The 23,654-nt window shown below is 65.8% G+C and carries 21 protein-coding genes; 10 read left to right on the forward strand and 11 right to left on the reverse strand.

All coding sequences use genetic code 11. The features are described from left to right. Window positions 1-5: 5 nt before the first annotated feature. Window positions 6-410, reverse strand: a complete 405-nt coding sequence (locus BHD08_RS21035) for a DUF1924 domain-containing protein (protein ID WP_125024748.1) — start codon at window positions 408-410, stop codon at window positions 6-8. A 140-nt stretch (window positions 411-550) separates the two neighbouring features. Between BHD08_RS21035 and BHD08_RS21040 the strand changes: the two genes are divergently transcribed. Next, entirely contained in the window at window positions 551-2,107 is a 1,557-nt protein-coding gene (locus tag BHD08_RS21040) for a 2Fe-2S iron-sulfur cluster-binding protein (RefSeq protein ID WP_125024750.1), read from the forward strand. A 126-nt stretch (window positions 2,108-2,233) separates the two neighbouring features. Here BHD08_RS21040 and BHD08_RS21045 read toward each other — a convergent pair whose 3' ends face one another. From BHD08_RS21045 to BHD08_RS21055, 3 genes are all read right to left on the reverse strand, one after another. Continuing rightward, on the reverse strand, window positions 2,234-3,640 hold the full coding sequence (locus BHD08_RS21045; RefSeq protein WP_125024752.1) for a rhodanese-like domain-containing protein: 1,407 nt from the start codon (window positions 3,638-3,640) through the stop codon (window positions 2,234-2,236). 74 nt (window positions 3,641-3,714) lie between these two features. Further along, the gene (gene trmA, locus BHD08_RS21050; RefSeq protein WP_125024754.1) at window positions 3,715-4,803 is read right to left on the reverse strand and encodes a tRNA (uridine(54)-C5)-methyltransferase TrmA; all 1,089 of its coding nucleotides are present in this window, start codon (window positions 4,801-4,803) and stop codon (window positions 3,715-3,717) included. Between the two features lie 209 nt (window positions 4,804-5,012). Beyond that, entirely contained in the window at window positions 5,013-6,308 is a 1,296-nt protein-coding gene (locus BHD08_RS21055; RefSeq protein WP_125024756.1) for an NCS2 family permease, read from the reverse strand. A 131-nt stretch (window positions 6,309-6,439) separates the two neighbouring features. On the opposite strand from BHD08_RS21055, the gene BHD08_RS21060 reads away from it, so the two are divergent. From BHD08_RS21060 to BHD08_RS21085, 6 genes are all read left to right on the forward strand, one after another. Beyond that, window positions 6,440-7,006 (forward strand): DJ-1 family glyoxalase III, encoded by a 567-nt coding sequence (locus BHD08_RS21060; RefSeq protein WP_125024758.1) that lies wholly within the window; start codon window positions 6,440-6,442, stop codon window positions 7,004-7,006. A gap of 72 nt (window positions 7,007-7,078) precedes the next feature. Next, on the forward strand, window positions 7,079-8,053 hold the full coding sequence (locus tag BHD08_RS21065; RefSeq protein WP_125024760.1) for an XdhC family protein: 975 nt from the start codon (window positions 7,079-7,081) through the stop codon (window positions 8,051-8,053). Next, entirely contained in the window at window positions 8,046-8,636 is a 591-nt protein-coding gene (locus tag BHD08_RS21070) for a nucleotidyltransferase family protein (protein WP_125024762.1), read from the forward strand. Before BHD08_RS21065 ends, BHD08_RS21070 begins: the two co-directional genes overlap by 8 nt. 195 nt (window positions 8,637-8,831) lie before the next feature. Further along, window positions 8,832-9,344 (forward strand): (2Fe-2S)-binding protein, encoded by a 513-nt coding sequence (locus BHD08_RS21075; RefSeq protein ID WP_125024764.1) that lies wholly within the window; start codon window positions 8,832-8,834, stop codon window positions 9,342-9,344. After that, complete coding sequence (locus tag BHD08_RS21080; RefSeq protein ID WP_125024766.1) at window positions 9,341-10,327, forward strand: xanthine dehydrogenase family protein subunit M; 987 nt, start codon at window positions 9,341-9,343, stop codon at window positions 10,325-10,327. Before BHD08_RS21075 ends, BHD08_RS21080 begins: the two co-directional genes overlap by 4 nt. Further along, window positions 10,324-12,525, forward strand: coding sequence for a xanthine dehydrogenase family protein molybdopterin-binding subunit (locus BHD08_RS21085; RefSeq protein ID WP_125024768.1), 2,202 nt, complete (start codon window positions 10,324-10,326; stop codon window positions 12,523-12,525). Before BHD08_RS21080 ends, BHD08_RS21085 begins: the two co-directional genes overlap by 4 nt. 128 nt (window positions 12,526-12,653) lie before the next feature. On the opposite strand, the gene BHD08_RS21090 is transcribed toward BHD08_RS21085, so the two are convergent. Further along, window positions 12,654-13,892: an acyltransferase gene (locus BHD08_RS21090; protein WP_125024770.1), complete on the reverse strand. Its 1,239-nt coding sequence runs from the start codon at window positions 13,890-13,892 to the stop codon at window positions 12,654-12,656. Between the two features lie 167 nt (window positions 13,893-14,059). Between BHD08_RS21090 and BHD08_RS21095 the strand changes: the two genes are divergently transcribed. Further along, on the forward strand, window positions 14,060-15,148 hold the full coding sequence (locus BHD08_RS21095) for a serine hydrolase (protein WP_125024772.1): 1,089 nt from the start codon (window positions 14,060-14,062) through the stop codon (window positions 15,146-15,148). Continuing rightward, a complete protein-coding gene (locus BHD08_RS21100; RefSeq protein WP_177412706.1) occupies window positions 15,145-16,194 on the forward strand; it encodes a serine hydrolase in 1,050 nt (349 codons plus the stop codon). Before BHD08_RS21095 ends, BHD08_RS21100 begins: the two co-directional genes overlap by 4 nt. On the opposite strand, the gene BHD08_RS21105 is transcribed toward BHD08_RS21100, so the two are convergent. After that, on the reverse strand, window positions 16,191-17,318 hold the full coding sequence (locus tag BHD08_RS21105; RefSeq protein WP_125024774.1) for a methyltransferase: 1,128 nt from the start codon (window positions 17,316-17,318) through the stop codon (window positions 16,191-16,193). The two genes, BHD08_RS21100 and BHD08_RS21105, sit on opposite strands and share 4 nt — an antisense overlap. 95 nt (window positions 17,319-17,413) lie before the next feature. On the opposite strand from BHD08_RS21105, the gene BHD08_RS21110 reads away from it, so the two are divergent. Continuing rightward, complete coding sequence (locus BHD08_RS21110) at window positions 17,414-18,190, forward strand: ferredoxin--NADP reductase (protein ID WP_125024776.1); 777 nt, start codon at window positions 17,414-17,416, stop codon at window positions 18,188-18,190. A gap of 114 nt (window positions 18,191-18,304) precedes the next feature. On the opposite strand, the gene gdhA is transcribed toward BHD08_RS21110, so the two are convergent. The 5 genes from gdhA to siaA all read right to left on the reverse strand — a co-directional run bounded on the left by gdhA (window position 18,305) and on the right by siaA (window position 23,651). Beyond that, window positions 18,305-19,642, reverse strand: a complete 1,338-nt coding sequence (gdhA, locus tag BHD08_RS21115) for an NADP-specific glutamate dehydrogenase (protein WP_125024778.1) — start codon at window positions 19,640-19,642, stop codon at window positions 18,305-18,307. 266 nt (window positions 19,643-19,908) lie between these two features. After that, the gene (siaD, locus tag BHD08_RS21120) at window positions 19,909-20,694 is read right to left on the reverse strand and encodes a biofilm regulation diguanylate cyclase SiaD (RefSeq protein ID WP_125024780.1); all 786 of its coding nucleotides are present in this window, start codon (window positions 20,692-20,694) and stop codon (window positions 19,909-19,911) included. 12 nt (window positions 20,695-20,706) lie between these two features. Then, entirely contained in the window at window positions 20,707-21,084 is a 378-nt protein-coding gene (siaC, locus tag BHD08_RS21125; RefSeq protein ID WP_015278147.1) for a biofilm regulation phosphoprotein SiaC, read from the reverse strand. A gap of 17 nt (window positions 21,085-21,101) precedes the next feature. After that, window positions 21,102-21,644 (reverse strand): biofilm regulation protein kinase SiaB, encoded by a 543-nt coding sequence (siaB, locus tag BHD08_RS21130; protein WP_015278146.1) that lies wholly within the window; start codon window positions 21,642-21,644, stop codon window positions 21,102-21,104. 15 nt (window positions 21,645-21,659) lie between these two features. Beyond that, window positions 21,660-23,651, reverse strand: a complete 1,992-nt coding sequence (siaA, locus tag BHD08_RS21135; protein ID WP_125024782.1) for a biofilm regulation protein phosphatase SiaA — start codon at window positions 23,649-23,651, stop codon at window positions 21,660-21,662. Between the last annotated feature and the right edge of the window lie 3 nt (window positions 23,652-23,654).

Consider the following 23,654-nt stretch of genomic DNA (forward strand, 5'->3'; position numbering starts at 1 on the left):
TACTCCTACTTCAAGCCAGTGATCCAGCTGATGAAATCGCCCTTCTCCTGCGCAGTGCATTCGCGGGCGAAAACGTCGTCGCAGTTGCGGCGGAACCATTTCTCGACCTTGGCGAGATCGGTGAAACGCTTCGGGTTGGCCACCGGTGCCAGCGGGTCGACCTTGCGCTGCGCGGGGGTCTTGCCGGTCTGCCGCGGGTCCGTGGTGTGGCAGCTGGTGCAGCTCATGGTCTTGCCTTTGCGCTGCTCCTCGGCGACGTACAGCGCCTGGCCGCGCTCGGCGGAAAAGCCGGCGAAGGCCGGGTTCTCCTGACGGGCCTGGGCGGCGTAGCCGGGCAGCAGCGGGTGTTCGGTTTCGGCCAGCGCCGGCAGGCTCAGGCAGCAGGCCAGGACGATCCAGTGGGTTTTCATGGGGCACGCTCCAGTGAGGAATGAGCGCAGCCTAGGCCGGACGCCTTACGCGAAGCTGAATATGGCAGCTTGATGGCATTCAGTTTCGCTTCAGCTGGAAGGCTTAAAAAGACGCCACTGCCCATCCAGAGGATGCCATCGTGGCTGCCTTCAAGCGCTTCCGCCTGTTTCACTGGCTGCTCGCCGGTTTCTTTGTCGCCGCCTACCTCAGCGGCGACGACGCCGAGCTGCTGCACGTCTGGCTGGGCTATGGCCTGGTCGCCCTGCTGGTGCTGCGCCTGCTGATCGCGCCGCTGCGTCTGCGTGGCGTTCCGCGTCTGCTGCCGGCAAAGATGCAGCGGCGCAATCTGAGTCTGACTTCGTTCGGCACCTGGCTGACCTTCGCCACGCTGCTCAGTCTGGCGCTGGCCAGCCTGCTCGGCCTGGGTATGGTGGATAACGGTGATGTGCTGGCAGCGCTGCCGGGGGTTGGCCCGGATCTGTTCGGGTCGGCCAGCGACATCGATTTCGTCGGCTGGCTGGGCGATGCCGAGGAGGTTCATGAGTTCTTCGCCAACCTGGCGCTGACCCTGGTCGCGCTGCATATCGGCTATGTCGTGCTGTTCCGCCGCACTGCCGCCTGGGCGATGCTGCGCGGCCCGCGCCAGCCGGCCGAACCGGCTGCGCCGGTGTCGGTCGCCGCTTCCGAAGCGCCGGCATTCGCAGCGCTGACGGTGATCGCGCGCCAGGCCGAAACGGCCGATGCCGCCTCCTTCAGCCTGCAGGTGCCGGCGGAACTGCGCGAGCGTTTCGCCGCGCAGCCGGGGCAGTTCGTCACCCTGCGTGTGCCCTGCAGCGAGCCGCCGTTGCTGCGCTGCTATTCGCTGTCGAAACCGCTCGGCAGCGACGGTGTGCTGCGCATCAGCGTGCGCCGCGTGCCTGGCGGGCGGGCGTCGAACTGGCTGCTGGACAACCTGCAGGTGGGCCAGCGCATCGACGTGCTGCCACCGGCGGGCCGCCTGGTGCCGGATGATCTGGACGGCGATCTGCTGTTGCTGGGCGCGGGCAGTGGCATCACCCCGCTGCGAGCGATCCTGCAGGCGGCGCTTGAGCAGGGGCGGGGGCGGGTGTTCCTGTTCCAGGCCAGCCGTGACGCCGCGTCAATAATCTTCGCCGAGGAGCTGGCGGACTTTGCCGAGCGTTACCCCGAACGTCTGCAGCTGCGCATCTGGCTGGATGCCGAGCAGGGGATACCCAGCGCACCGGCGATCGCTGCGAAGATCGGCGACTGGCCGCTGGGCGAGGCGTTCGTCTGCGGGCCGCAGGCATTCATGGACGGCGCCTCGGCGGCGCTCGCCGAGCTGGGCGTGTCGAGCGACGCCATTCACGTCGAACGCTTCGATACGGCCGCGCCGGCGGCGCCGCTCAGCGATCCGCGCCAGCCGCTGCACAGCCGCCTGCAGGTGGCGCTGGATGGCCGACGGCATGCACTGGATGTGCAGCAGGGTGAAGTGCTGCTGGAGGCCATGGAGCAGGCCGGGCTACAGCCGCCCAGCGCCTGCCGCTCCGGTGTCTGCGCCGCCTGCCGCTGCCGGGTGGTGGAGGGCAGCGTGAGCATGCGCAGCAATCAGGTGCTCAGTGATCAGCAGGTGCGCCAGGGCTGGACGCTCGCCTGCCAGGCCGTACCGACCAGCACCCGGCTGGCGGTGGAGTACTGACAGCCGCGAAGGAACGACGGCGATCGGCCAATGCATGCCCGGGCCCGCGCTGGCAAGCCGCGGGCCCGGCGTTGGCCACTCAGCACCTGGCCAGTAGCGCAGGCGCAGCCTGATGGAGGCTGGGCCTTACCCGTTGGTGCCGCCTTTCTCCACCGGCAGATCATGTTGCTGCCAGGCGATCCATGAGCCGGGCACGTTCACCACGTGGCGGAAGCCCTCGCGCTTGAGGATGCTGGCGGCAATCGAGGCGCGGTAGCCGCTGCCGCAATAGGTCGCCACGGTCCTGTCCTTGTCCAGTCGCTCCAGGCCCTCGGGCAGATGGGCGACGAAGGCGTGGTGGGCGCCGGGCACGCGGCCTTGCTCGACCTCCTCGGGGGCGCGCACGTCCAGTACCTGGACCTGCGGATCCTCTCGGCGACGGTTCAGCTCATGCACCGTCCATTGGCCGACGCTGGCCAGCGGCAGGCTGGCGTTCTGCCAGTCGGTCATGCCGTTACGCAGATAACCTTCTACCCGATCGAGACCGATCCGATACAGCTGCAGCGTGGCCTGGTGGATCTGCTGGCTGTTTTCGCCGATCAGGTAGATCGGTCGCTGGTCGTCGAGCATCCAGCCGGCCCAGCTGACGAATTCGTTCTGCAGGGCGATGTTCAGCGCGCCGGGCACATGGCCGCCGCCGAAGGCGAGGATCGAGCGCAGGTCCACCAGCTGCACGGCACTGTGGTCGGCGCTGCGCTCGGCGAACGCTTCCGGCGACAGCGGCGTTGGCAGCATCGGCCCGTGCATGTGCGTGGCCGGGCGCACGTTGAGCTTCTTCAGCCGTGCATAGTGGCGCGGCGGCTCGGGCATGCCGCTGAGCAGCCAGTCGATGAATTCGGCTTCGTTGCGTCGCTGGTTGAGCGCCGGGTTGAACAACAACTCATTGCCCAGGGTGGAGCGCCGGCGATCACCGATCGACTTGCCGCACGCCGAGCCCGCGCCGTGACACGGGTAGATTTCGACGCGCTCACCGAGCGGCAGGTAGCGGGTGAACAGCGTGGCATAGAGCTGGGCGGCCAGTTGCCTGGTGCTGTCCTCGCCGAGCAGGTCGGGGCGGCCGACGTCGAGGTTGAACAGGGTGTCGCCGGTGAACAGGGCGAAGGGCTCATCGCCCTGCTGGCCGTCGCGCAGCAGCAGCGAGATGTGTTCCGGCGTGTGGCCGGGCGAGTAGATGATTTCCAGGCTGACCTGGCCGAGTTCCAGCACCTCGCCATCTGCAGCCTGGCGCAGCTCGAAACCGTAGTCAGGCGAGCAGCCACCGATGATCTCGGCGCCGCTGCGTTCGGCCAGCGCCTGCGCGCCGGAGGCGAAGTCGGCGTGGATGTGGGTCTCGATGGCGTAGGCGATCCGCAGGCCCTTCTCGCGGGCCATGTCGAGATAGATGTCGATGTCGCGCCGCGGGTCGATCACCGCGGCGACTGCGGCCTTGCTGTCGCCCACCAGATAGGAAATCTGCGCCAGACCGTCAGTGTAGATCGGCTCGAAAACCAGCATGCGTGCACCTCCATAACGTGTGAACGGTTACGGATGTGAACCCTGACAGGGCGCTGGTGTTCAGTCGCCGGCGGTCACCGGCGAACCAGCAGCACCCCGGATTCCATGTGGTGGGTATAGGGGAACTGGTCGAACAGCGCGCAGCGCTCGATGCGGTGGGTGTCGGCCAGCTGGGCGATGTTCTGCGCCAGGGTTTCCGGGTTGCAGGAGATGTAGAGGATGCGCTCGAAGCGGCGGGTCAGCTCGCAGGTGTCCGGGTCCATGCCGGCGCGCGGCGGGTCGACGAAAACGCTGCCGAAGTCGTAGCTCTTCAGGTCGATGTCGGCCAGGCGGCGGAATGGCCGCACCTCGTTCAGCGCCTGGGTCAGCTCCTCGGCGGAAAGACGCACCAGCTCGATGTTGTCGATGCCGTTGTCGGCGATATTGGCCAGCGCGGCGTTGACCGAAGTCTTGCTGATCTCGGTGGCCAGCACGCGGCGCACACGGGTGGCCAGCGGCAGGGTGAAGTTGCCGTTGCCGCAGTAGAGTTCCAGCAGGTCGTCGTCGCGCTCACCGAGCACGTCGAAGGCCCAGTTCAGCATCTTCTGGCAGACCGCGCCGTTGGGCTGGGTGAAGGCGCCCTCGGGCTGGCGATAGCGGAAGCTGCGGCCGGCGACCACCAGCGCTTCCTCAACGTAATCACGACCGATGACGATGCGCTTGCCCTTGGAGCGGCCGACCAGGCTGACGCCGAGGTTGGCGGCGAGCTGCTCGGCTTCGGCCTGCCAGGCCTCGTCCAGTGGGCGGTGGTAGGCGAGGGTGATCAGCGCATCGCCGGCCAGGGTGGTGAGGAATTCGACCTGGAACAACTTGAAGCTGAGGACTTCCGACGCCTGCCAGGCCGCTTTCAGTTGTGGCATCAGCTCATTGATGCGACGGCTGGCGATGGGGAAGTCGTCGATCAGAATGGCCTTGTGCTTGTCGCCCTGCTCGAACATCGCGTAATGGCGCTGGCCATCCTCGCGCCACAGTCGGAATTCGGCGCGCAGGCGGTAATGCTCGCGGGGCGAGTCGAAGACTTCCGGGGCCGGTGCATCGAACGGCGCCAGCAGTTCCACCAGCCGGGCGGCTTTCTCGGCGAGCTGGGTTTCGTATTGGGCGGGGTCGAGCTTGGGCAGCGGCATGGCGGGGGCTTCGTGCAGAGGTTTGAGGAGCTTTACGGCGCCGGCCGCTCCCACAGTAGTTCGCTCCGTGGGGCGGCCTTGCCGCGAATTAATGCATGTTGCGGATCGCTATTTGTAGGGTAGATCGGGGCGCGCAGCTGACGCTTCATCCATCCAGCGTTGCCGCACGGAAGGTGGATGAGAAAAGCCACATCCACCCTACGCTGCGATCAGCCGGCGAACCAGCCCAGCTTGACCACGAACAGTGCCGAGAGAATCCACATCGCCGGGCTCAGCTCGCGCCAGCGGCCGGCCAGCAGCTTGATCGCCGTCCAGGCGATGAAGCCGAAGGCGATGCCGTTGGCGATGGAGAAAGTCAGCGGCATCGCCAGCGCGGCAACCACGACCGGCGCGGCGACGGTGAGGTCGTCCCAGTCGATGTTGGCCAGGCTGCTCATCATCAGCACGGCGACGAACAGCAACGCCGGGGCGGTGGCGTAGGCCGGCACGGCGCCGGCCAGCGGGGCGAAGAACAGGCTGAGCAGGAACAGCAGGGCGACCACGCAGGCGGTCAGGCCGGTGCGACCGCCAGCAGCGGTACCGGCGGCGGATTCGATGTAGCTGGTGGTGGTCGAGGTGCCCAGTGCAGCGCCGGCCATGGTCGCGGTGCTGTCAGCCAGCAGGGCGCGGCCCAGGCGCGGCATCTTGCCGTCCTTGTCCAGCAGGTCGGCCTTCTGCGCAACGCCGATCAGGGTGCCGGAGGTGTCGAACAGGTCGACGAAGAGGAAGGCGAAGATCACGCTGATCAGGCCGATATCCAGCGCGCCCATGATGTCCAGCTGCATGAAGGTCGGCGCCAGCGACGGCGGCATCGACACCACGCCGTTGAGCTGCGACAGGCCGAGCAGGATCGACAGGCCGGTAACCACCAGAATGCCGATCATCACCGCACCGGTGACCTGGCGATAGGCCAGCGCGGCGATCAGGAAGAAGCCCAGGCAGGCCAGCAGCGGGCCGCCGGCGCTGAGGTCACCCAGGCCGACCAGAGTGGCCGGGTTGTCGACCACGATGCCGGCGTTCTTCAGCGCGATGATCGCCAGGAACAGGCCGATACCCGCGGCAATGCCGGCACGCAGGGCCAGCGGAATGCTGTGAATGATCCACTCGCGAATCTTGAAGATCGACAGGCCGAAGAAGATCACGCCCGAGAGGAACACCGCCCCCAGCGCGGTCTGCCAGGTGTAACCCATGGTCAGCACGACGGTGTAGGTGAAGAAGGCGTTCAGGCCCATGCCCGGCGCCAGCGCGATCGGGTAGTTGGCAACCAGGCCCATGATCGCCGAACCGATGGCTGCGGCCAGGCAGGTGGCGACGAACACTGCGCCGTGATCCATGCCGGTTTCGGCGAGGATGCTCGGGTTGACGAAGAGGATGTAGGCCATCGTCAGGAAGGTGGTGATACCGGCCAGGACCTCGGTGCGCAGCGTGGTGTTGTGCGCCTTGAGTTGAAATAGCTTTTCCAGCATGGTCGATCCTCTAAGTGCCGGTCAGTGTGAGGGCTGTCGCCTCTGGCGGGCGATTCGCGTGTCGTCGCAAAAGCCGCGCATCTTACACCGGCCGGCAGCGCGGTTGAATTTCCATTGAGCAGGTGAACGCCATGAGCAAACGAGTCCTGATTCCGATCGCCGACGGTTCCGAAGACCTGGAGGCCGTTACCCTGATCGACGTGCTGCGCCGCGCTGAGTTCGAGGTGTTGGTCGCCAGTGCCGAAGAGCGGCGCATGCTGACCTGCGCGCGGGGCACGCGGATCACTGCGGACGCCATGCTGCTCGACGTGCTGGCGCAGGATTTCGACCTGATCGTGCTGCCCGGCGGCATGCCCGGGGCGAAAACACTTGGCGAACTGGATCCGCTGGCCGAGCGTGTTCGCCAGCAGGCCCGTGCTGGGCTCGATTTCGCCGCGATCTGCGCCGCGCCGGCGGTGGCGCTACACCCCTACGGCGTGCTCAAGGGGCGCCAGGTGACCTGCTATCCGGGCATGAGCGACAACCTCACCGGCACGCATTTCCTTGACCAGCCGGTGGTGGTGGACGGCAACTGCATCACCAGCCAGGGCCCGGCGACCGCCCTGGAATTCGCCCTGACCCTGGTGGAGCGTCTGGCCGGTCGCGGCAAGCGCCGCGAAGTAGCCGACGCCATGCTGGTGCCGGCAACGACGAACTAACCTGGCCTCGGATCGGTCACTCCTTGCATTGCCGGGAGTCCTGGCAGCAATGGGCTGAATCCGAGGAGATCAATGGACAGTGTCGATCTGGCGGTACTGCGACGGGCCCGCGACTGGCTGCGTGACGGCCATCCCGTGGTGCTCTACACCGTGCTGGAAACCTGGGGCAGTGCGCCACGCCCGGTGGGTTCGCTGCTGGCGCTGCGCGGCGATGGCCGCGTCGAAGGCTCGGTGTCCGGCGGCTGCGTCGAGGACGATCTGCTCGCGCGGGTCATGGCCGACGAGCCTCCGCAGGCTTGCCAGCTGATCACCTATGGCGTGAGCAAGGAAGAGTCCGCGCGTTTCGGTCTGCCCTGCGGCGGTACGCTGCGCCTGCTGCAGGAGCCACTGTGCGATGCCGGCTGGATCGACGAGCTGCTGACGCGATGCGCCGGGCACGAGCGGCTGCTGCGCTGCGTGGATATCGCCAGCGGCAATGTAAGTCTGCAAGCCGCCGGCCGCGACGCCGCGCTGCAGTTCGACGGGCATACCCTGAGCTCACCATTCGGGCCTGCGTGGCGTTTGCTGATGATCGGTGCCGGTCAGCTGTCGCGCTATGTCGCTGACCTGGCACATGGCCTCGGCTTCGAAGTTCTGATCTGCGACCCGCGCGAAGGCTATGCCCACGACTGGGATGCGGCGGCGGTGCGCTTCGTCCCCGGCATGCCGGACGATGCGGTGCTGGCCATCGAAGCGGATGCGCACACCGCCATCGTCGCGCTGACCCACGACCCGCGCCTGGACGACATGGCACTGCTTACCGCGCTGCAATCGGAAGCCTTCTATGTCGGCGCGCTGGGCTCGCGGGTCAATAGCGAGAAGCGCAAGGCGCGCCTGCTCTCGCTGGGCCTCGGCGAGCGGCAGGTGCAGCGGTTGCACGGCCCCATTGGCTTGCCCATCGGCAGCCGTACACCGGCGGAAATCGCGCTGTCCTTGATGGCCGAGGTGGTGGCGCTGAAAAACGGCGCCCTGGTCAGCCAGGCGTTGCCGGAACAGCGCTGTGCCTGAGCAGGGCGTTTGCGCCATCGTTCTCGCCGCGGGGCAGGGCAGCCGGTATCGAGCGGCTGGTGGGGCGGACAAGCTGCTGGCGGCCAGCCTGGCTGCTGCGTCTTCGCCGCCGGTGCTGGCGGCCACGCTGGCCAACCTTCGTGGTGTCGCCGAACGGCTGCTGCTGGTGACCCGTGCAGACAATCTGCCTCTGCGCGACTGGCTGAGCGCCAACGCTGCCGACTGCGAGGTGCTTGCGCTGGAAACCCGCGGCCTTGGCCACAGCCTCGCGCAGGCCGTCGCCCACGCGCCGGCTGCGCGAGGCTGGCTGGTGGCGCTGGCGGATATGCCCTATGTGCAGCCGCGGACACTGCGCGAGATCGCCGCGGCAATCCGCGAAGACAATCTGGTCGTGCCGACCTATGACGGCCGCCCCGGCCATCCGCGCGGCATCGGCAGCGCCCACCGCGATGCGCTGCTGCAGCTGGATGGCGATCGCGGCGCGCAGGCGCTGTTCGCCGCGCACCCGGTACTGGAGCTCGCCCTGAACGATCCCGGCGTGCTGCACGACATCGACCATCCCGGTGATCGCCGGCAGGCCTGAGCGCCAGCCCACGTGGCGACTACCAAAACCTGCACGAATCCAAATTGGCCGGTGAGCGCAGCGTCGATCGCGGCGAGATGACCCTCAGTCAGCCGCAGCCACTCGACCAGCAGGGCTGAACGATTTTCGCGCCACGTCAGTCGTACCCCAAGACGCACGGACAGCGCATACCAACGCCCAAACCGTGAGGCTGCCATGAGCGAAAATTCTTCAGTTGCAGGCCAAACCTGCACCATCAGCCTGGAGCTGAACGGCGAACGCCGTGAGCTTCAGGTGCAACCCTGGACCACCCTGCTCGACCTGCTGCGCGACCAGCTCGGCCTGACCGGCACCAAGAAAGGCTGCGATCACGGCCAGTGCGGTGCCTGCACGGTGCTGCTCGATGGCCGGCGCATCAACAGCTGCCTGACCCTGGCGGTGATGCACGACGGCGCCAGCCTGACCACCATCGAGGGTCTGGCCAGCGATGCGACGCTGCATCCGCTGCAGGCTGCGTTCGTCAAGCATGACGCCTTCCAGTGCGGCTATTGCACGCCGGGGCAGATCTGCTCGGCAGCGGGGCTAGCAGCGGAGAACCGTGCCAGCAGCCGCGACGAGATCCGCGAACACATGAGCGGCAACCTGTGCCGCTGCGGCGCCTATCCGAACATCCTCGCCGCCATCGAAGACGCACTGCCGACGCTGCGCGGCCAGGAGGGTGCGCAATGACGCCGTTCAGCTATCAGCGCCCCGAACGTATCGACCAGGCCATCGCCCTGCACGGGCCGCAGAGCCGCTACATCGCCGGCGGCACCAACCTGCTCGACCTGATGAAAGAGAACGTGCTGCAACCCGGCCAGCTCATCGACATCAACGGCCTGCCGCTGCGCGAGATCGAGCAGGCCGCCGAGGGCGGCCTGCGCATCGGTGCGCTGGTGAGCAATGCCGACCTGGCCTGGCACCCGCAGATCGAACAGCGCTACCCGCTGCTGAGCAAGGCGATCCTTGCCGGGGCATCGCCGCAGCTGCGCAACATGGCCAGCACCGGCGGCAACCTGCTGCAGCGCACCCGTTGCTACTACTTCTACGACACCGCCACGCCCTGCAACAAACGCGAGCCGGGCTCCGGTTGCAGCGCGCTTGACGGGCGCAATCGCATCCACGCGATTCTCGGTGCCAGCGAACACTGCGTCGCCGTGCACCCGTCGGACATGTGCGTCGCGCTGGCCGCGCTGGATGCCCGGGTGCATGTGGAAGGGCCGCACGGCCAGCGACGCCTCGAACTGGTGGACTTCCACCGCCTGCCCGGCGACCAGCCGCAGCAGGACAACGTGCTGGTGGAAGGCGAGCTGATCACCGCTATCGAGCTGCCGGTAGAAGGTTTCGCCAGCCACTGCGCCTACCTCAAGGTGCGCGATCGCGCCTCTTACGCATTCGCCCTGGTATCCGTCGCGGCGGCTCTGGAGATGGATGGCGACGTCATCCGCCGCGCGCGCATCGCGCTCGGTGGCGTGGCGCACAAACCCTGGCGCCTGGAAGAGGCCGAAGAACTGCTCAGCGGCAAGCGTGCCGAGCCCGAATGTTTCGCCGCCGCGGCCGATCGCCTGCTGCAAGGCGCGCGGCCGCTCGCCGACAACGCCTTCAAAGTCGACCTGGCACGACGCGCCATCGTGCGTGCACTGACCGAAGCCGCCGGAGGAACCGTCCGATGAACAGCGCCAACTCTCCACTGGGCAAGCCGCTGGACCGCGTCGACGGCCCGCTCAAGGTCACCGGCAAGGCCTGCTACGCTGCCGAAGCCGATGTTCCGGGGCTGCTCTATGGCGCCGTGGTGTCGAGCAGCTTCGCCCGCGGCCGTATCAAGGGCATTGATGCCGCCGCGGCTGAAGCGCTGCCCGGCGTGCGATTGGTGCTGACCCATCAGAATCGCCCACCGGTGGCCAGCTACGACGAGCCCTACGAGGACGACGATGCCGCCGACGGCTCGCCGTTCCGCCCGCTGTACAACGACCGCGTGCTCTACAGCGGCCAGCCGCTGGCGCTGGTCGTCGCCGAGACCCAGGCGCTGGCGCGGCACGGGGCGAGCCTGGTGCGCGTCGAATACGAGGTCGAAGCGCACCAGACCGATCTACAGGCCGCGCGCGAACAGGCCCATGACGCACCGGCCGAGCTGCCAGAGCCGCGCGGTGATTTCGATTCGGCATTCACTGCTGCCGATAATCGCATCGACAGCGAATACAGCACCCCGGTCGAGCATCACAACCCGATGGAGCCGCACGCATCCATCGTCCAGTACCAGCCAGGCGGTGAGCTGCTGATCCATGACAAGACCCAGGGCGTGCAGAACTGCCAGCGCTATCTGGAGCATGTCTTCGACATGGAGGGCAAGATCCGCGTGCTCGCGCCCTTCGTCGGCGGTGCCTTCGGCTCCGGCCTGCGGCCGCAGTACCAGCTGCCGCTGGCGGTGATGGCCGCACTCAAGCTGAAGGCCTCGGTGCGCGTCGAGCTGACCCGCCAGCAGATGTTCACCTTCGGCTATCGCCCGCGCACGTTCCAGCAGCTTAAGCTCGCGGCAGATGGCGAAGGTCGGCTGCGGGCCATCGAGCACAAGGCCATCGGCCAGACCTCGCGCTTCGAGGACTTTACCGAACACGAAGTGGAGTGGTCCGGCATGCTCTACGCCTGCGACAACGTGCGCCTCGGCTACCGCCTGGCGCCACTGGACGTCTACACCCCGCTGGACATGCGCGCACCCGGCGCGACCATCGGCGTCTATGCGCTGGAGTGCGCGATGGACGAGCTGGCCCATGAAGTCGGCATCGACCCGCTGGAGCTGCGCCTGCGCAACTACACCGACATCAACGGCAACGAGGGCAAGCGCTATTCCAGCAAGGAGCTGCGCGCCTGCTACCAGCAGGGCGCCGAGCGCTTCGGCTGGTCGCGGCGTCCGGTGCAGCCACGCAGCCTGCGTGACGGTCATCAGTTGGTCGGCATGGGCATGGCCACCGGTGTCTGGGAGGCCATGCAGATGCCGGCCTCCGCTCGCGCCTGCATCGATGCCGACGGCAGGCTGCTGGTGACCAGCGCCACTGCTGATATCGGCACCGGCACCTACACCGCGATGACGCAGATCGCCGCTGATGCCATGGGCCTGTCGATGGCCGAGGTGGAGTTCCGCCTCGGCGATTCCAGCCTGCCGCAGGCGCCGCTGGAAGGCGGCTCGGCCACCGTGTCTTCGGTCGGCAGCGCCGTGCAGCGCGCCTGTGCGGGGCTGCGGCAAAAGCTGCTGGACGCCGTGCAGCAGTCGCCGGCATCGCCCTTTACCGGGGCGAATCTGGAAACCGTGGAGTTCGTCGATGGTCAGCTGCGGCTGAAAACCGGCGAGCATGCCGAGGCTCTGCGCGACATCGTGCAGGTCAGCGGCGCCTTGGAGGCCGAGGCCAGCGTCAAACCGGATGAAAAACGCGATGCCTGGGCAACCGGAACCCATTCGGCGGTGTTCGTCGAAGTGCGCGTCGACGAGGACCTCGGCACCATCAAGGTCAGCCGTGTGGTCAGCGCGATTGCCGCGGGCCGCATCGTCAACCCGAAGACCGCCGGCAACCAGATCGTCGGCGGCGTGGTCTGGGGCATCGGCCAGGCGCTGCACGAGGAGACGCTGATCGATCACAGGCTCGGCCGCTACATGAACCACAACCTCGCCGAGTACCACATCCCGGTGAACGCGGACATTCCCGAAATCGACGTGATCTTCGTCGAGGAGCACGACGAGGTGGTCAACGACCTGGGGTCAAAGGGGGTAGGGGAGATCGGCATCGTCGGGGTGGCGGCGGCGGTGGCCAATGCGATCTACAACGCGACGGGCAAGCGCGTGCGGGATCTGCCGATTACCCTGGATAAGTTGCTGTAGTCGCCGACGCGCAGGGTGGGCCTCGGCCCACCGCTGCGGCTGGGCCAGATGGAGCGGTGGTCGTGCCCAGGCTCCCGCGTGTGCACGCCGTGTTGGCGCTCTGCGTTCGAGGCGTGTGAACGCCTGCATCAAACCTTCATCACCCGCCTCAGCAAAAACCGCCTCACCGGCACCACTGCTCGCTCCTGCGCCAGCACGCACACCACGATGCATAACCCCAGATACAGCGGATAGAAGGCCGGCGTCAGCGCCAGTTCCCCCGCCTGTGCCACGCAATCGGCCCAGTCCTCGAGGCATTCCGCCGACACCACCCCGAGCAGCTTCTCCGAGCGCGAGAAGAGGATGAACACCGGCACATGCAGCACGAAGAGCGGCAACGAGGCCGCGCCCAGGCGCTGTGACCAGTCGATCAACGCGGCACTGCGTGGCGTGGCGATCAGCGCGCAGAGCCAGACCAGCGCCAGCTGCGCCGGCAGCAGCAGGCCGTTGTGCAGCAGGAAGTACCAGTAGCGCTCGCCCTTGAGCAGCCACACCGTCGCCAGAAAGCTGGCCAGCACGAATGCCGCCAGCGCCAGTCGGCTGGCCATGCCGAGCTGCCCGCCGGCTGCGCGCCATTCGCGGAACATCCCGCAGAGCAGGATGCCGGCGAGAAATTCCGGCAAGCGCAGCAGCGGCATGCGATGCAGCATGCCGGTGACGGGAATGCCGTAGGCATCCTGCTGGATCGCCCATAGCGGCGGCAGCAGGTAAAGCGCGGCGATTGCCAGCAGCCACCAGCCCTTGTGGCGCAGGCGCATCAGGCGTGGCGCCAGCAGCGGGAAGCAGAGGTAGAAGAAGAACAGCGTGGAGATCGACCACAGCGGCGGGTTGAACGTCAGGTAGAGCGGGTTCCAGGCCTGCAGCATGAACAGCTGCAGCACGAAGTTCAGGGCCAGCTCGCGGTTGTTCATGAAATATTCGAGGGCGTCGCGGGCTTCGCCGCTGAGCTCCTCGTTGGTGTCGTAGACCACGTAGCGCAGGCTCGCCTTGGCATCGTCCGGGGGAATGCCGAGCTTGGCGATGATGGTCAGCACGATGGCCGTCAGCAGCAGGGAGAACAGGTGCAGCGGGTAGAGATTGGCTAGGCGTTTGCCGAGGAAATGCCGCGCCGGGTCGCGCAGTTCGCCCTGGCGACAATAGACGTGCGCCAGCAGAAAGCCGGAAAGCACGAAGAAGCTGCTGGTGGCGAAGAAGCCGACGCCGGCAAGCTCCGCGAGCCAGGTCGGCTCGCCCTCGACGTAGGCGTGCACGGTATGGAACAGCACTACATAGATGGCCAGCAGAAAGCGCAGCCATTCCAGCCCGATGAAATGTTCCGTGCGCGGCACTGCTCGCTCCCGTATTGATTGGTTGCGCCATAAAACGACGCCTATGCATGGGACTCGCATCCGCTCCAGCCGTTGCGCTGCACCGGTGATCGGGGCGTGTGCACGGCTGGGCGCCGCGGCGGTCGGAACGAATATCCGCAATTGCACGACGACTAGCCGGAGGACCATTGCACCCGTCATCGCTGCTTCGTTTACCCGCCGCTGCCACGCGCCTGCTGCTCGCCGCACTGCTGTGTGCAAGCACCGGCCAGACCGCCATTGCCCAGGAGGCCTTCGAGTGGAGCGGCCCCTTCCTCGCGCGGTTGGCCCAGGTGGACAGGCAAACCCCCGGGCATCTCGGCGTGTACGTCAAGGACATGCAGACCGGCATTTCCGTTTCCTACCATGGCGAGGAGCCCTGGTATTTGGCTTCGACGGTCAAGGTGCCTGTCGCCATCGCGGTGATGCGCCGGATCGAGCAGGACGACTTGACGCTGGACAGCCCGGTGACCCTGCTCGCCAGCGACTACGTCGACGGCGCCGGCCCGACCAACAGCCATGCGCCGGGCAAGGCGCTGAGCGTGAGGTTTCTGCTGGATCAGATGCTGATCCACAGCGACAACACCGCCAGCGACATGCTGATCCGCCTGGTCGGCATCGAGCAGGTCAATGCCGTCGCCCAGGAACTGGCGCCGGAAGGGCTCGGGCCGATCACCTCGCTGGCGGACGTGCGGCGGTTGATCTACGGCGAGTTGCACCCGGCGGCGCGTCAGCTCTCCGGCAGGGATTTTCTCGCCCTCAGGCAGCAGCCGAACGACGCCGGCCGTCTGGCGCTGCTGCCACGGCTGCTTGGCGTGGAGCGCCGCGCGTTGGCATCGATCAGCCTGAACGAGGCCTACGAGCGCTACTACGCCACGCCGTACAACTCCGGCACGCTGAAGGCCTACGGCGACGTGCTTTCGGCGCTGGAGGCCGGGTCTGCACTGGGCCCGGCGAGTACCGGATACCTGCTGAGCGTGATGCGCCGGGTCGAGACCGGCAAACAGCGGATCAAGGCCGGCTTGCCGCCCGGCACCGGCTTCGCGCACAAGACCGGCACCCAACGCGCGCGCATCTGCGATGCCGGGCTGGTGGATCAGCCAGATTCGGACAGCGCCCTATCCACACGCCTGGTCATCGTCGCCTGCGTTCGCGGGGTGGCCTCCGTCGCCCAGGCCGAGCGCGCGTTGCGCGGTACCGGCGAGGCAGTCACCGCAGCGGGGTTGATCCGACGATGAACAGGTTGATCGCAGTAGGCGCATTGTTGTTGCCGCTGGTGGCCCTGACCGCCTGTACCGAGGAAGCCGAGGCGACCTGGAAGGATGGTCTGGAGCAGGAGCTGCGTCGCGTCGACGAGGCGTCGCCGGGCAAGCTCGGCGTCTATATCAAGCATCTGGGTGAGAACGCCGAGCTGCGCTACGACGCTGAGCGCTTCTGGTACCTGGGCTCAGCGGTGAAGGTGCCGATCGCCCTGGCCGTGCTCCAGGGCGTTGACGATGGCGACTTCAGCCTCGATCAGCGGCTGACGCTGGAGGCCGAGGACAAGGTCGACGGCTCCGGCGATCTGGCCTGGCAGGACAACGGCGTCGACTACTCGCTGCGCGATCTGCTCAAGGAAATGCTCATCGAAAGCGACAACACCGCGGCCAATATGCTGATCCGCCTGGTCGGCGAGGACGAGCTCAACGCGCGCACCCGCAAGAGCATGGGCGGCGATTTCGAGGCCATCACCTCCTTCACTCAGGTGCGCCGCGACGTATATGGCGAGGTGCACCCGGATGCAGCCAAGCTCGACAACATGCAGCTGGTGGAACTGGCCTCAGCGCCGTTCAGCAAGCCGCGCTACGAGGCGCTGGCGCGGGTACTGAACCTGCAGGCCGATGAGCTGAAGGCCGCAAGCATGGAACAGGCCTATGAGCGCTACTACGCGCGCAAGCTCAACTCCAGCAGCCTGGTGGCCTACGGCACGATGCTGGAAAAACTGGTGCGCGGGGAGCTGCTGTCGGTCGAGAGCCGCGATCTGCTGTACGGCTTCATGAAGCTCGATTCCTATGACAACTACCGGCTCGAGGCCGGGCTGCCGGAGGACGTGCCCTTCATCCAGAAGACCGGCACCCAGCTCGAGCGTGCCTGCCACATCGGCGTGATCGAGCCGCAGGACGAGAGCCGCGCGATCGTCGTGGTGGCCTGCGCCGAAGCGCTCGATGAGGGCAGGGACGCGGGGCAGTTGTTCGAGCAGGTCGGCCAGGCGATCAGCAAGGCGTTGTTGGGCAAGCAATCCTAGGCGCGGGTTGCCTTGATGATCACGAATTTCGGCGTAGCGGCGACCTGCTCGGCATTGCCGAACAGGCGCTTGAGCTTGAGGTGGTAGCCGAGATGACGGTTGCCGACGATCCATAGCTCGCCGCCCTTGGCCAGTGCCGCCTTGGCCTGGGTGAACATGCGCCAGGCGAGGAAATCGCCGACCACCTGCTGCTGGTGGAATGGCGGATTGCAGAGCACCAGATCCAGCGAGCCGGGCGCCTGCTCGGCCAGGCCGTCGCCGGCGCGGATGTCGGCCGGCCGTTCGCCGAGGATCGCCTGCCAGTTCTCCCGCGCCGACTGCACCGCCATGTAGCTCTCGTCCACCAGGGTCAGCTCCGCCTGCGGATTGCCCAGCGCGTAGACGATGCCGAGCACGCCGTTGCCGCAGCCGAGATCGGCCACGCGCAGTGCACCGAGTGCCTGTGGCAGATGTGGCAGAAAGGCGCGCGTGCCAATGTCCAAGCCTTCGCGGCAGAACAGGTTGGCGTGGTTGAGCAGTTCGAGTTTTGGCTGATCGAGCCGGTAGCGAGTCGGGTAAGGCGACTGCGGCGCCGGTTTCTCGCTCGCCGTTGCGCTGAGCAGACGTGCCTTCTTCACTGCCAGCGAGGCCTGCACCGCGCCAATGTACTGCTCCAGCAGATCACCGGCGGCGCGCGGCAGGTGCTTGATCATCGCCGCGGCGATCACCTGCGCGCCGGGCGCCAGCTGGCCGTGCAGGCGGATCAGCTGTTCTTCCAGCAGGGCCAGGGTTTTCGGTACGCGGATCAGCACCAGATCGAACGGGCCCTGGGCCATTTCGCTGGCCGGAACGAAGGTCACTCGTGTCTCGGATATACCGTTGCGCGCCAGATTCTTCTGCAGCGCCAGATGGGCCAGATGCGAGTCGCCGCTGCTTGTCACCTCGACATGCGCGGCCAGCGCGCAAGCCAGGGCACCGAAGCTGTCGTTGAGAATCAGCACCCGCGCGGCTGCCGGCAAACCCTGTTCATGCAGGGTGGCGAGCAGGTACTCATCGGCGGCGTCAAAGGCCTGCAACGGCTCGTTCGGCTGCTCCGGCTGGCGGATCAGGTCGAGGCTGGCATAGGGGGTATCGAGAATAGGCATGAGAACTGGCGGTGTTTGTGGGCGTCGGAAAGGAGTATCAAGAGTTCAAGGGCCTGCGCGCGACAGACCCGGCAGATGCTCGGAGGGAGCGAAGTATGACCGCCAGCGAAGAGAAGTTCACTCGCCAGCGCCTGCTCGAGGTGCAGACACTGACGCCCAACCTGTTCACCCTGCGCACCAGCCGTGATCCCGGCTTTCGCTTCAGCGCCGGGCAGTTTGCCCGTCTTGGCGTGCGCAAGCCCAGTGGCTGCATCGTCTGGCGTGCCTATTCGATGGTTTCAGCGCCGCATGACGAGTTTCTCGATTTCTTTTCCATCGTGGTGCCGGATGGCGAGTTCACCAGCGAGCTGAGTCGCCTCAAGGTCGGTGATGAGCTGCTGGTGGACAAGCAGGCCTTCGGCTTTCTCACCCTGGATCGCTTTCCCGACGGCCGCGACCTCTGGCTACTGGCCACCGGCACCGGCATCGCGCCGTTTCTGTCGATCCTGCAGGACTTCGAGGCCTGGCAGCGTTTCGAGCGCATCATCCTGGTCTACAGCGTGCGTGAGGCGCGCGAATTGGCCTATCAGCAGCTGATCGCCGAACTGCCGCAGCGCGATTACCTGGAGGGGCTGGGCTCGAAGCTGCTGTACCTGCCGGTGGTAACCCGCGAACAGGTTCCTGGGGCGCTGCATGGGCGCATCACCACGCTGATCGAGAACGGCGAACTGGAGCGCGCTGCCGATCTGCAGCTGACGCCGGAGCATTCGCGGATCATGCTCTGCGGCAACCCGCAAATGATTGAGGACACCCGCGCCGTGTTGAAAGCGCGTGATTTGAATCTGGCCTTGACCCGCCGGCCGGGGCAGGTGGCGGTGGAGAACTACTGGTAGGCGAGCGCCGATGCCGGCTTTCCGGCACAAGCTTCACGGTCGCCAGCAAGAAAGCAAAAAGCCCCTGCCGGACGATCCGGCAGGGGCTTTGCTTATGGCGTGCCGCTGGCGCGGTTAAACGACGCCCTGGGCCAGCATGGCGTCGGCAACCTTGACGAAGCCGGCGATGTTGGCGCCCTTGACGTAGTTGATCCGGCCGTTTTCCTCGCCGTGAGCGACACAAGCGTGGTGGATCGACTGCATGATGCTGTGCAGCTTGGTGTCCACCTCGCCGGCGGTCCAGTGCAGACGCATGGCGTTCTGGCTCATTTCCAGACCGCTACAGGCCACACCGCCAGCATTGGATGCCTTGCCTGGTGCGTAGAGGATGCCGGCCTCGAGGAACAGGTCCACGGCTTCCAGCGTCGACGGCATGTTGGCGCCTTCGGCGACGCAGGCGCAGCCATTCTTCAGCAGCATGCGGGCGTCTTCGCCGTCCAGCTCGTTCTGTGTGGCGCAGGGCAGGGCGATATCGCACGGCAGGCTCCACGGACGCTGATCGGCCAGGTAGGTCACACCGAAATGCGCACCCATCTCCTCGAGGCGGCCGCGGCGGACGTTTTTCAGGTCCATCAGGTAGTCCCACTGCTCGCCCGTCAGGCCATCCGGGAAGTGCAGGGTACCGCCGGAGTCGGACAGCGAGATGACCCGGCCGCCCAGCTCCATGACCTTCTGCGCGGCGTACTGTGCCACGTTGCCGGAGCCGGAAATCGAGACGCGCTTGCCTTCGAAGCTGCTGTGGGTGTTCTTGAGCATTTCCTCGGCGAAATACACGCAGCCGTAGCCGGTGGCTTCCGGGCGGATCAGGCTGCCGCCGTAGGGCAGGCCCTTGCCGGTCAGGACCGAGGTGAACTGGTTGGACAGGCGCTTGTACTGGCCGAACAGGAAACCGATCTCGCGGCCGCCGACGCCGATGTCACCGGCTGGCACGTCGAGATCCGCGCCGATGTGGCGGTACAGCTCGCTCATGAACGACTGGCAGAAGCGCATCACTTCATTGTCGCTCTTGCCCTTCGGATTGAAGTCCGAACCGCCCTTGCCGCCGCCCATGGGGAGCGAGGTGAGCGAGTTCTTGAAGACCTGCTCGAAGGCAAGGAACTTGAGTACGCCGATGTTCACCGATGGGTGGAAACGCAGGCCGCCCTTGTAGGGGCCGATTGCGCTGTTCATCTGAATGCGGAAGCCGCGGTTGACCTGGACGCGACCCTGATCGTCGATCCACGGTACCCGGAAAATGATGGCGCGTTCCGGTTCGACCATGCGTTCGATGATGCCGGCCTGCATGTAGTGCGGATGGGCTTCGAGAAATGGCCAGAGGCTGCGAACCACTTCTTCCACGGCCTGGTGGAACTCGGGTTGGTGTGGGTCGCGTTGCTTCAGGCGGGCGAGAAAGGCATCAACGGTTTCGATCATCAGTAGGCCCTCGGCGACCGCGCAGTGGCAGTCATTAATAATTTTTGGCGCGCGACTGTAGCAAACCTGCTTCGCACCGCGGAAGTGCGACATGGGTCTGAGGTGCCTGTCAATGGTGCGCGCTTGTGCGCAGTAGCGGAGGATCGGCGATGTCGCCTAGCGCGGGGCATTCGGCGGAGCCTGGTCGGTCAGGTGCCGCCTTTCGCGCCAAAATGACGCATGCCGTGCGTCGTTTTTGTGCAGAAGAACCGATGCGCTTCGCCTGCTCAGTCGGCCAGCTCGCAGCGATTGCGCCCGCTACGTTTTGCGCGCAGCAGCGCGAAATCGGCCCGATTGATGGTGCTCGAATAGGTTTCCTCGGCGCGCAGCTCGGCAATGCCCATGCTCGCGGTGACGCCCAGCAGACTGTCGTTCACTCGCACGCCGAGTGCGCTGATGCTCTCTCCCAGACGGGCCATCACCGCACCAGCGGTAGGTGCGGTGCATTCGGGCATGAGAATCAGAAACTCTTCGCCGCCCCAGCGACCGCAGAGATCCTGTTCGCGAATCTCCGCTTCCATGACGCGGACCACTTCGATCAATACCCGATCACCGACCTCATGACCGTGTTCATCGTTGATCAGCTTGAAACGGTCGATATCCAACATGACCACTGCCAGCGGGCGCGCATAGCGTTTGGCGCGCTCGCTTTCCTCGCGCAGGCGTTCGGTCAGCAGTCGGCGGTTGGCGATGCCGGTCAGCGAGTCGAGTGTCGAGGCCTCGCGCAGGGAGGCATTCAGGTCGTGCATCATCAGTTGATAGCGATCGGAGATGCGCGCGACCTTCTCCAACTGCCGCAACTGCTTGTCGAAGCGTGCGGCCAGGCTCATTTCACGCTCGCGGGCAATGCTCTGGTAACCGTCAGAGACGCGGGCGATTCGCTCGATGCGTCCGAGCAGGTCGTGGTGGGCTCCCCACAGCTGGCTCAGGGCCTCCTTCAACGGATGGCCCTCGAACTGCGGATCGGCGAGGAGATCGGCAACCTCTTGCTCTAGCGGCGATGGCCCACGCATATCAACCTTCTGTCAGTCGTGACTGAGGATGGAAAAGGGGAAAGTGCAGTCTTCCTTGAACTCTTCGGCCAGCTCTACCACGCGCTCGTTGCGGATGTCGTAGTACCAGTTTACGGCCACCTGACGGCCATCCTGATAGGCCGCTTCGAGCAGGTCGAAGATGTCCATCATCGCCTTGATGCTGCTGGTGTTGAGATACAGCAGACGCAGTTCGAGGGCGAGCGGATGCGAGGCCTGGCCGAGAAAACGCTCGATCCAGTCATAGACCTGATGGAACAGTTCGTAAGAGTTTTCCGGATAGGAATCGCCCTGCATCGAGACGACACCTTTTTCCCAGTCCGAATGAATGGCGGGGGTGGATTGGCTGCCGGGGATGGAGAAATCGTTCATGTGGATGCTCTTGGAGGTCAGATGACGGCGCTCAGACTGATGAAGGAAAGCTCGTCGGAAACCGGTTGCAACGAGGCCTTGAGCGGCTCGCTGGATTTGCGCGCAATATCGATCAGGCCCAGCCCTGCGCCGGAGGTCACATGTTCGTCGCGTGGCCGGCGCAATTGTTCCTTGTACAGCGCCTTCAGTTCCGCCTTGTTCTTCTTCGCCAGTTCGGCCACTGCACCGAGCAGCAATTGGCCGTCGGCGGTTTCGATCAGGTTGCCCGCCGAGACGACATAGCGGCCCTGATCATCGCGCGACACCACCACCGTGGCCCCTGCCTGCTGATCGGACCAGTTCTTCTCGCGGGTGTAATGGCGAATGTTCTGCGTCATCTCGATGTAGACGGCGAACACATCCATTGCCGATGACGGGTGGGCCTGTTCTTCGGCCATGTAATTGCGCAGCGCGTTGCCTATCTCTTCGATCAGGCTGCGCGAGATGGGGCCGTTGAAGCACAACATGATCTGTTGCTGGTTGTAGCATTCGCGCATCGCGAACATGTCAATCGGGGCCATTGCCAACTCCCTGTCTCAATCGAAACGGAAACATAACATCGTGATGTCGTCGCGCTGCGGATAATCACCCTGATAGTGCGCCAGCGCACGGCTGAAGGCTTCGCCCTGGTCGGCCAGCGGCAGTCTGGCGTGCGCGCGGAGCATGCTGGCGAAGCGGCTGTTGCCGAAGCCGTACCCCTGTTCGCCGCCCGCCTGGTCGAGGAAGCCGTCGGTGGTCATGTAGAACGTCCGCCCCGGCTGCAGTTTGACGAGGGTGTTGTGGTACTCGCCGATGCGCTTGTCACCGATCGCGCGTCGCGCGGCGCGGACTTCCTGGACCTCCTCGCCGTCGCAGTAGTACAGCGCGATCTTCGCTCCGGCGTAGCGCACCTCGCGTTGCTGCAGGTCGACATAGGCCAGGCCGATGTCCATGTTGGTGGCCAGCGCATGGGCGTCGTCCTCTTCACGCAGCATGCTGCGCACGATCGCGTCGGTACGCGATAGCGCAGCTGCCGGATCATCCAGGCCGGTCGTGCCGAGCGCTTGGTCGATGGCGGCGTGGGCGAGCATGGTCATCAGCGCGCCCGGCACGCCATGCCCGGCACAATCGACTACACCGAACAGGCAACCGTGCTCATCCGCCCGGTAGACATAGAAGTCGCCCCCGACGACATCACGTGGCCGCCAGAGCACCGCATGACGATCGCCCATGGCGCTGACCAGCTGCCGATTGGGCAGGATGGAGCGCTGGATGAGGCTGGCATAGTCGATGGAATCGTCGATCTTCTTGTGCGCGGCCGCCATGTCGCGGTTCGCGCGCTCTAGTTCCTGGGTACGCTCGCGCACGCGGTTTTCCAGTTCGCTGGTGTGGCTGCGAACCGTCTGCGCCATGCTGCCGAAGGCAGCGCTCAGCTCGCCGATCTCGTCTTTGCGACCGAGTGGCAACGCTACATCGTACTGTCCGGCCGCCAGCGCCTGAGCACCGCGGCGCAGCTGGCGCAGCGGCTTGAGCACGCGCTTTTCGACCAGCCAGGCACCGCCGCCGATCAGCAGCAGGAAGAGCACCAGAAACAGGCCGATGGCGGGCAGCAGAGGGCGTACCTCGACCACCTGTGCAGTGCCGAGATCGACGGAGCTGGCGACGAACCATTGCAGTTCCGGTATCCAGCTCAGCGCCAGGAGACGCGGCGCCCCGTCCAGGGTGACGCGCAATGTCGCGACTGTTCCGGGTGCCTCGCGGCTGTCGGCCATCGCCTGGCGGACTGCCGTGGCGGCGCTGATATCGTCGAGCAGCCCCAGCACGTTGGTCGATAGCGAGCGCCCGCGGGCCGTCTCGGCATTCAGCGTGACCAGGTTCTGATTCGGATGCACCAGGATCGAGCCGAAGGCGTCGAGCACCATCGACTCGACTCCGACCTTGCTCGACTCGATGAAGTCATCGAGAAAGGATCGCAACCCTATGCCCGAGCCGACCAGGCCCAGACGACGATCGCCGTCGCGCACCTGCACGTTGAACCATACCTTGAGCTCGCCGGTGACTACGGAGCGGTCGACATTGATCGAGTAGGGAGCTGTTGCCTGCAGGGTCTGGTAGAACCACTCGTCGCGGGGATTGTCCGGGCTCATCAGGTAGCGCGGCGCCCGGCTTGGCTCCTGGCCCGGGCCGTTGGAGTAATAGCTGTTGCTGCTGGCTGACGCCGCGAAATATGCGTGGTCGCCGAATGCCTGCTGGTAGCCGGCGGCCTCTTTGAAAAAGGTGTCGCGCTTGGCCGGACTGTCTTCGGCCTGCAGCCAGGCGACTGTCAGCTGAGAGGCGGCGAGACGCTGGGCAAGGGCCAGTTCGCGGGATACCGGCGCGAAAAGACGTTCGCGGTTGAGCTGTACGACGTTGCGCGCGTAGGCCTCGCCAAAGCGGTGCTGCACGCCAAGCAAGGCCTCCCGACCGATCAGGCCGGCGAGGGCGAAAGCGAGGAGACAGCTCAGCAACAGGGCCAGCAGTGATTTGCCGCGCAGTCCCAAGGCTGCCATGCG

Source organism: Pseudomonas sp. SCT (genome assembly GCF_003864275.1).
Taxonomy (GTDB): Bacteria; Pseudomonadota; Gammaproteobacteria; order Pseudomonadales; family Pseudomonadaceae; genus Stutzerimonas; species Stutzerimonas stutzeri_AE.

Bases quoted from the DNA above. Each gene is read 5' to 3' on its own strand.
- BHD08_RS21055 (WP_125024756.1), bottom strand. From the start codon at position 6,308: ATGCTGGAAAAGCTATTTCAACTCAAGGCGCACAACACCACGCTGCGC.
- gdhA (WP_125024778.1), bottom strand. From the start codon at position 19,642: ATGATCGAAACCGTTGATGCCTTTCTCGCCCGCCTGAAGCAACGCGAC.
- BHD08_RS21075 (WP_125024764.1), top strand. From the start codon at position 8,832: ATGAGCGAAAATTCTTCAGTTGCAGGCCAAACCTGCACCATCAGCCTG.
- BHD08_RS21060 (WP_125024758.1), top strand. From the start codon at position 6,440: ATGAGCAAACGAGTCCTGATTCCGATCGCCGACGGTTCCGAAGACCTG.
- siaA (WP_125024782.1), bottom strand. From the start codon at position 23,651: ATGGCAGCCTTGGGACTGCGCGGCAAATCACTGCTGGCCCTGTTGCTG.
- BHD08_RS21065 (WP_125024760.1), top strand. From the start codon at position 7,079: ATGGACAGTGTCGATCTGGCGGTACTGCGACGGGCCCGCGACTGGCTG.
- siaB (WP_015278146.1), bottom strand. From the start codon at position 21,644: ATGGCCCCGATTGACATGTTCGCGATGCGCGAATGCTACAACCAGCAA.
- BHD08_RS21035 (WP_125024748.1), bottom strand. From the start codon at position 410: ATGAAAACCCACTGGATCGTCCTGGCCTGCTGCCTGAGCCTGCCGGCG.
- BHD08_RS21080 (WP_125024766.1), top strand. From the start codon at position 9,341: ATGACGCCGTTCAGCTATCAGCGCCCCGAACGTATCGACCAGGCCATC.
- siaD (WP_125024780.1), bottom strand. From the start codon at position 20,694: ATGCGTGGGCCATCGCCGCTAGAGCAAGAGGTTGCCGATCTCCTCGCC.
- BHD08_RS21045 (WP_125024752.1), bottom strand. From the start codon at position 3,640: ATGCTGGTTTTCGAGCCGATCTACACTGACGGTCTGGCGCAGATTTCC.
- trmA (WP_125024754.1), bottom strand. From the start codon at position 4,803: ATGCCGCTGCCCAAGCTCGACCCCGCCCAATACGAAACCCAGCTCGCC.
- BHD08_RS21100 (WP_177412706.1), top strand. From the start codon at position 15,145: ATGAACAGGTTGATCGCAGTAGGCGCATTGTTGTTGCCGCTGGTGGCC.
- BHD08_RS21105 (WP_125024774.1), bottom strand. From the start codon at position 17,318: ATGCCTATTCTCGATACCCCCTATGCCAGCCTCGACCTGATCCGCCAG.
- BHD08_RS21085 (WP_125024768.1), top strand. From the start codon at position 10,324: ATGAACAGCGCCAACTCTCCACTGGGCAAGCCGCTGGACCGCGTCGAC.
- siaC (WP_015278147.1), bottom strand. From the start codon at position 21,084: ATGAACGATTTCTCCATCCCCGGCAGCCAATCCACCCCCGCCATTCAT.
- BHD08_RS21110 (WP_125024776.1), top strand. From the start codon at position 17,414: ATGACCGCCAGCGAAGAGAAGTTCACTCGCCAGCGCCTGCTCGAGGTG.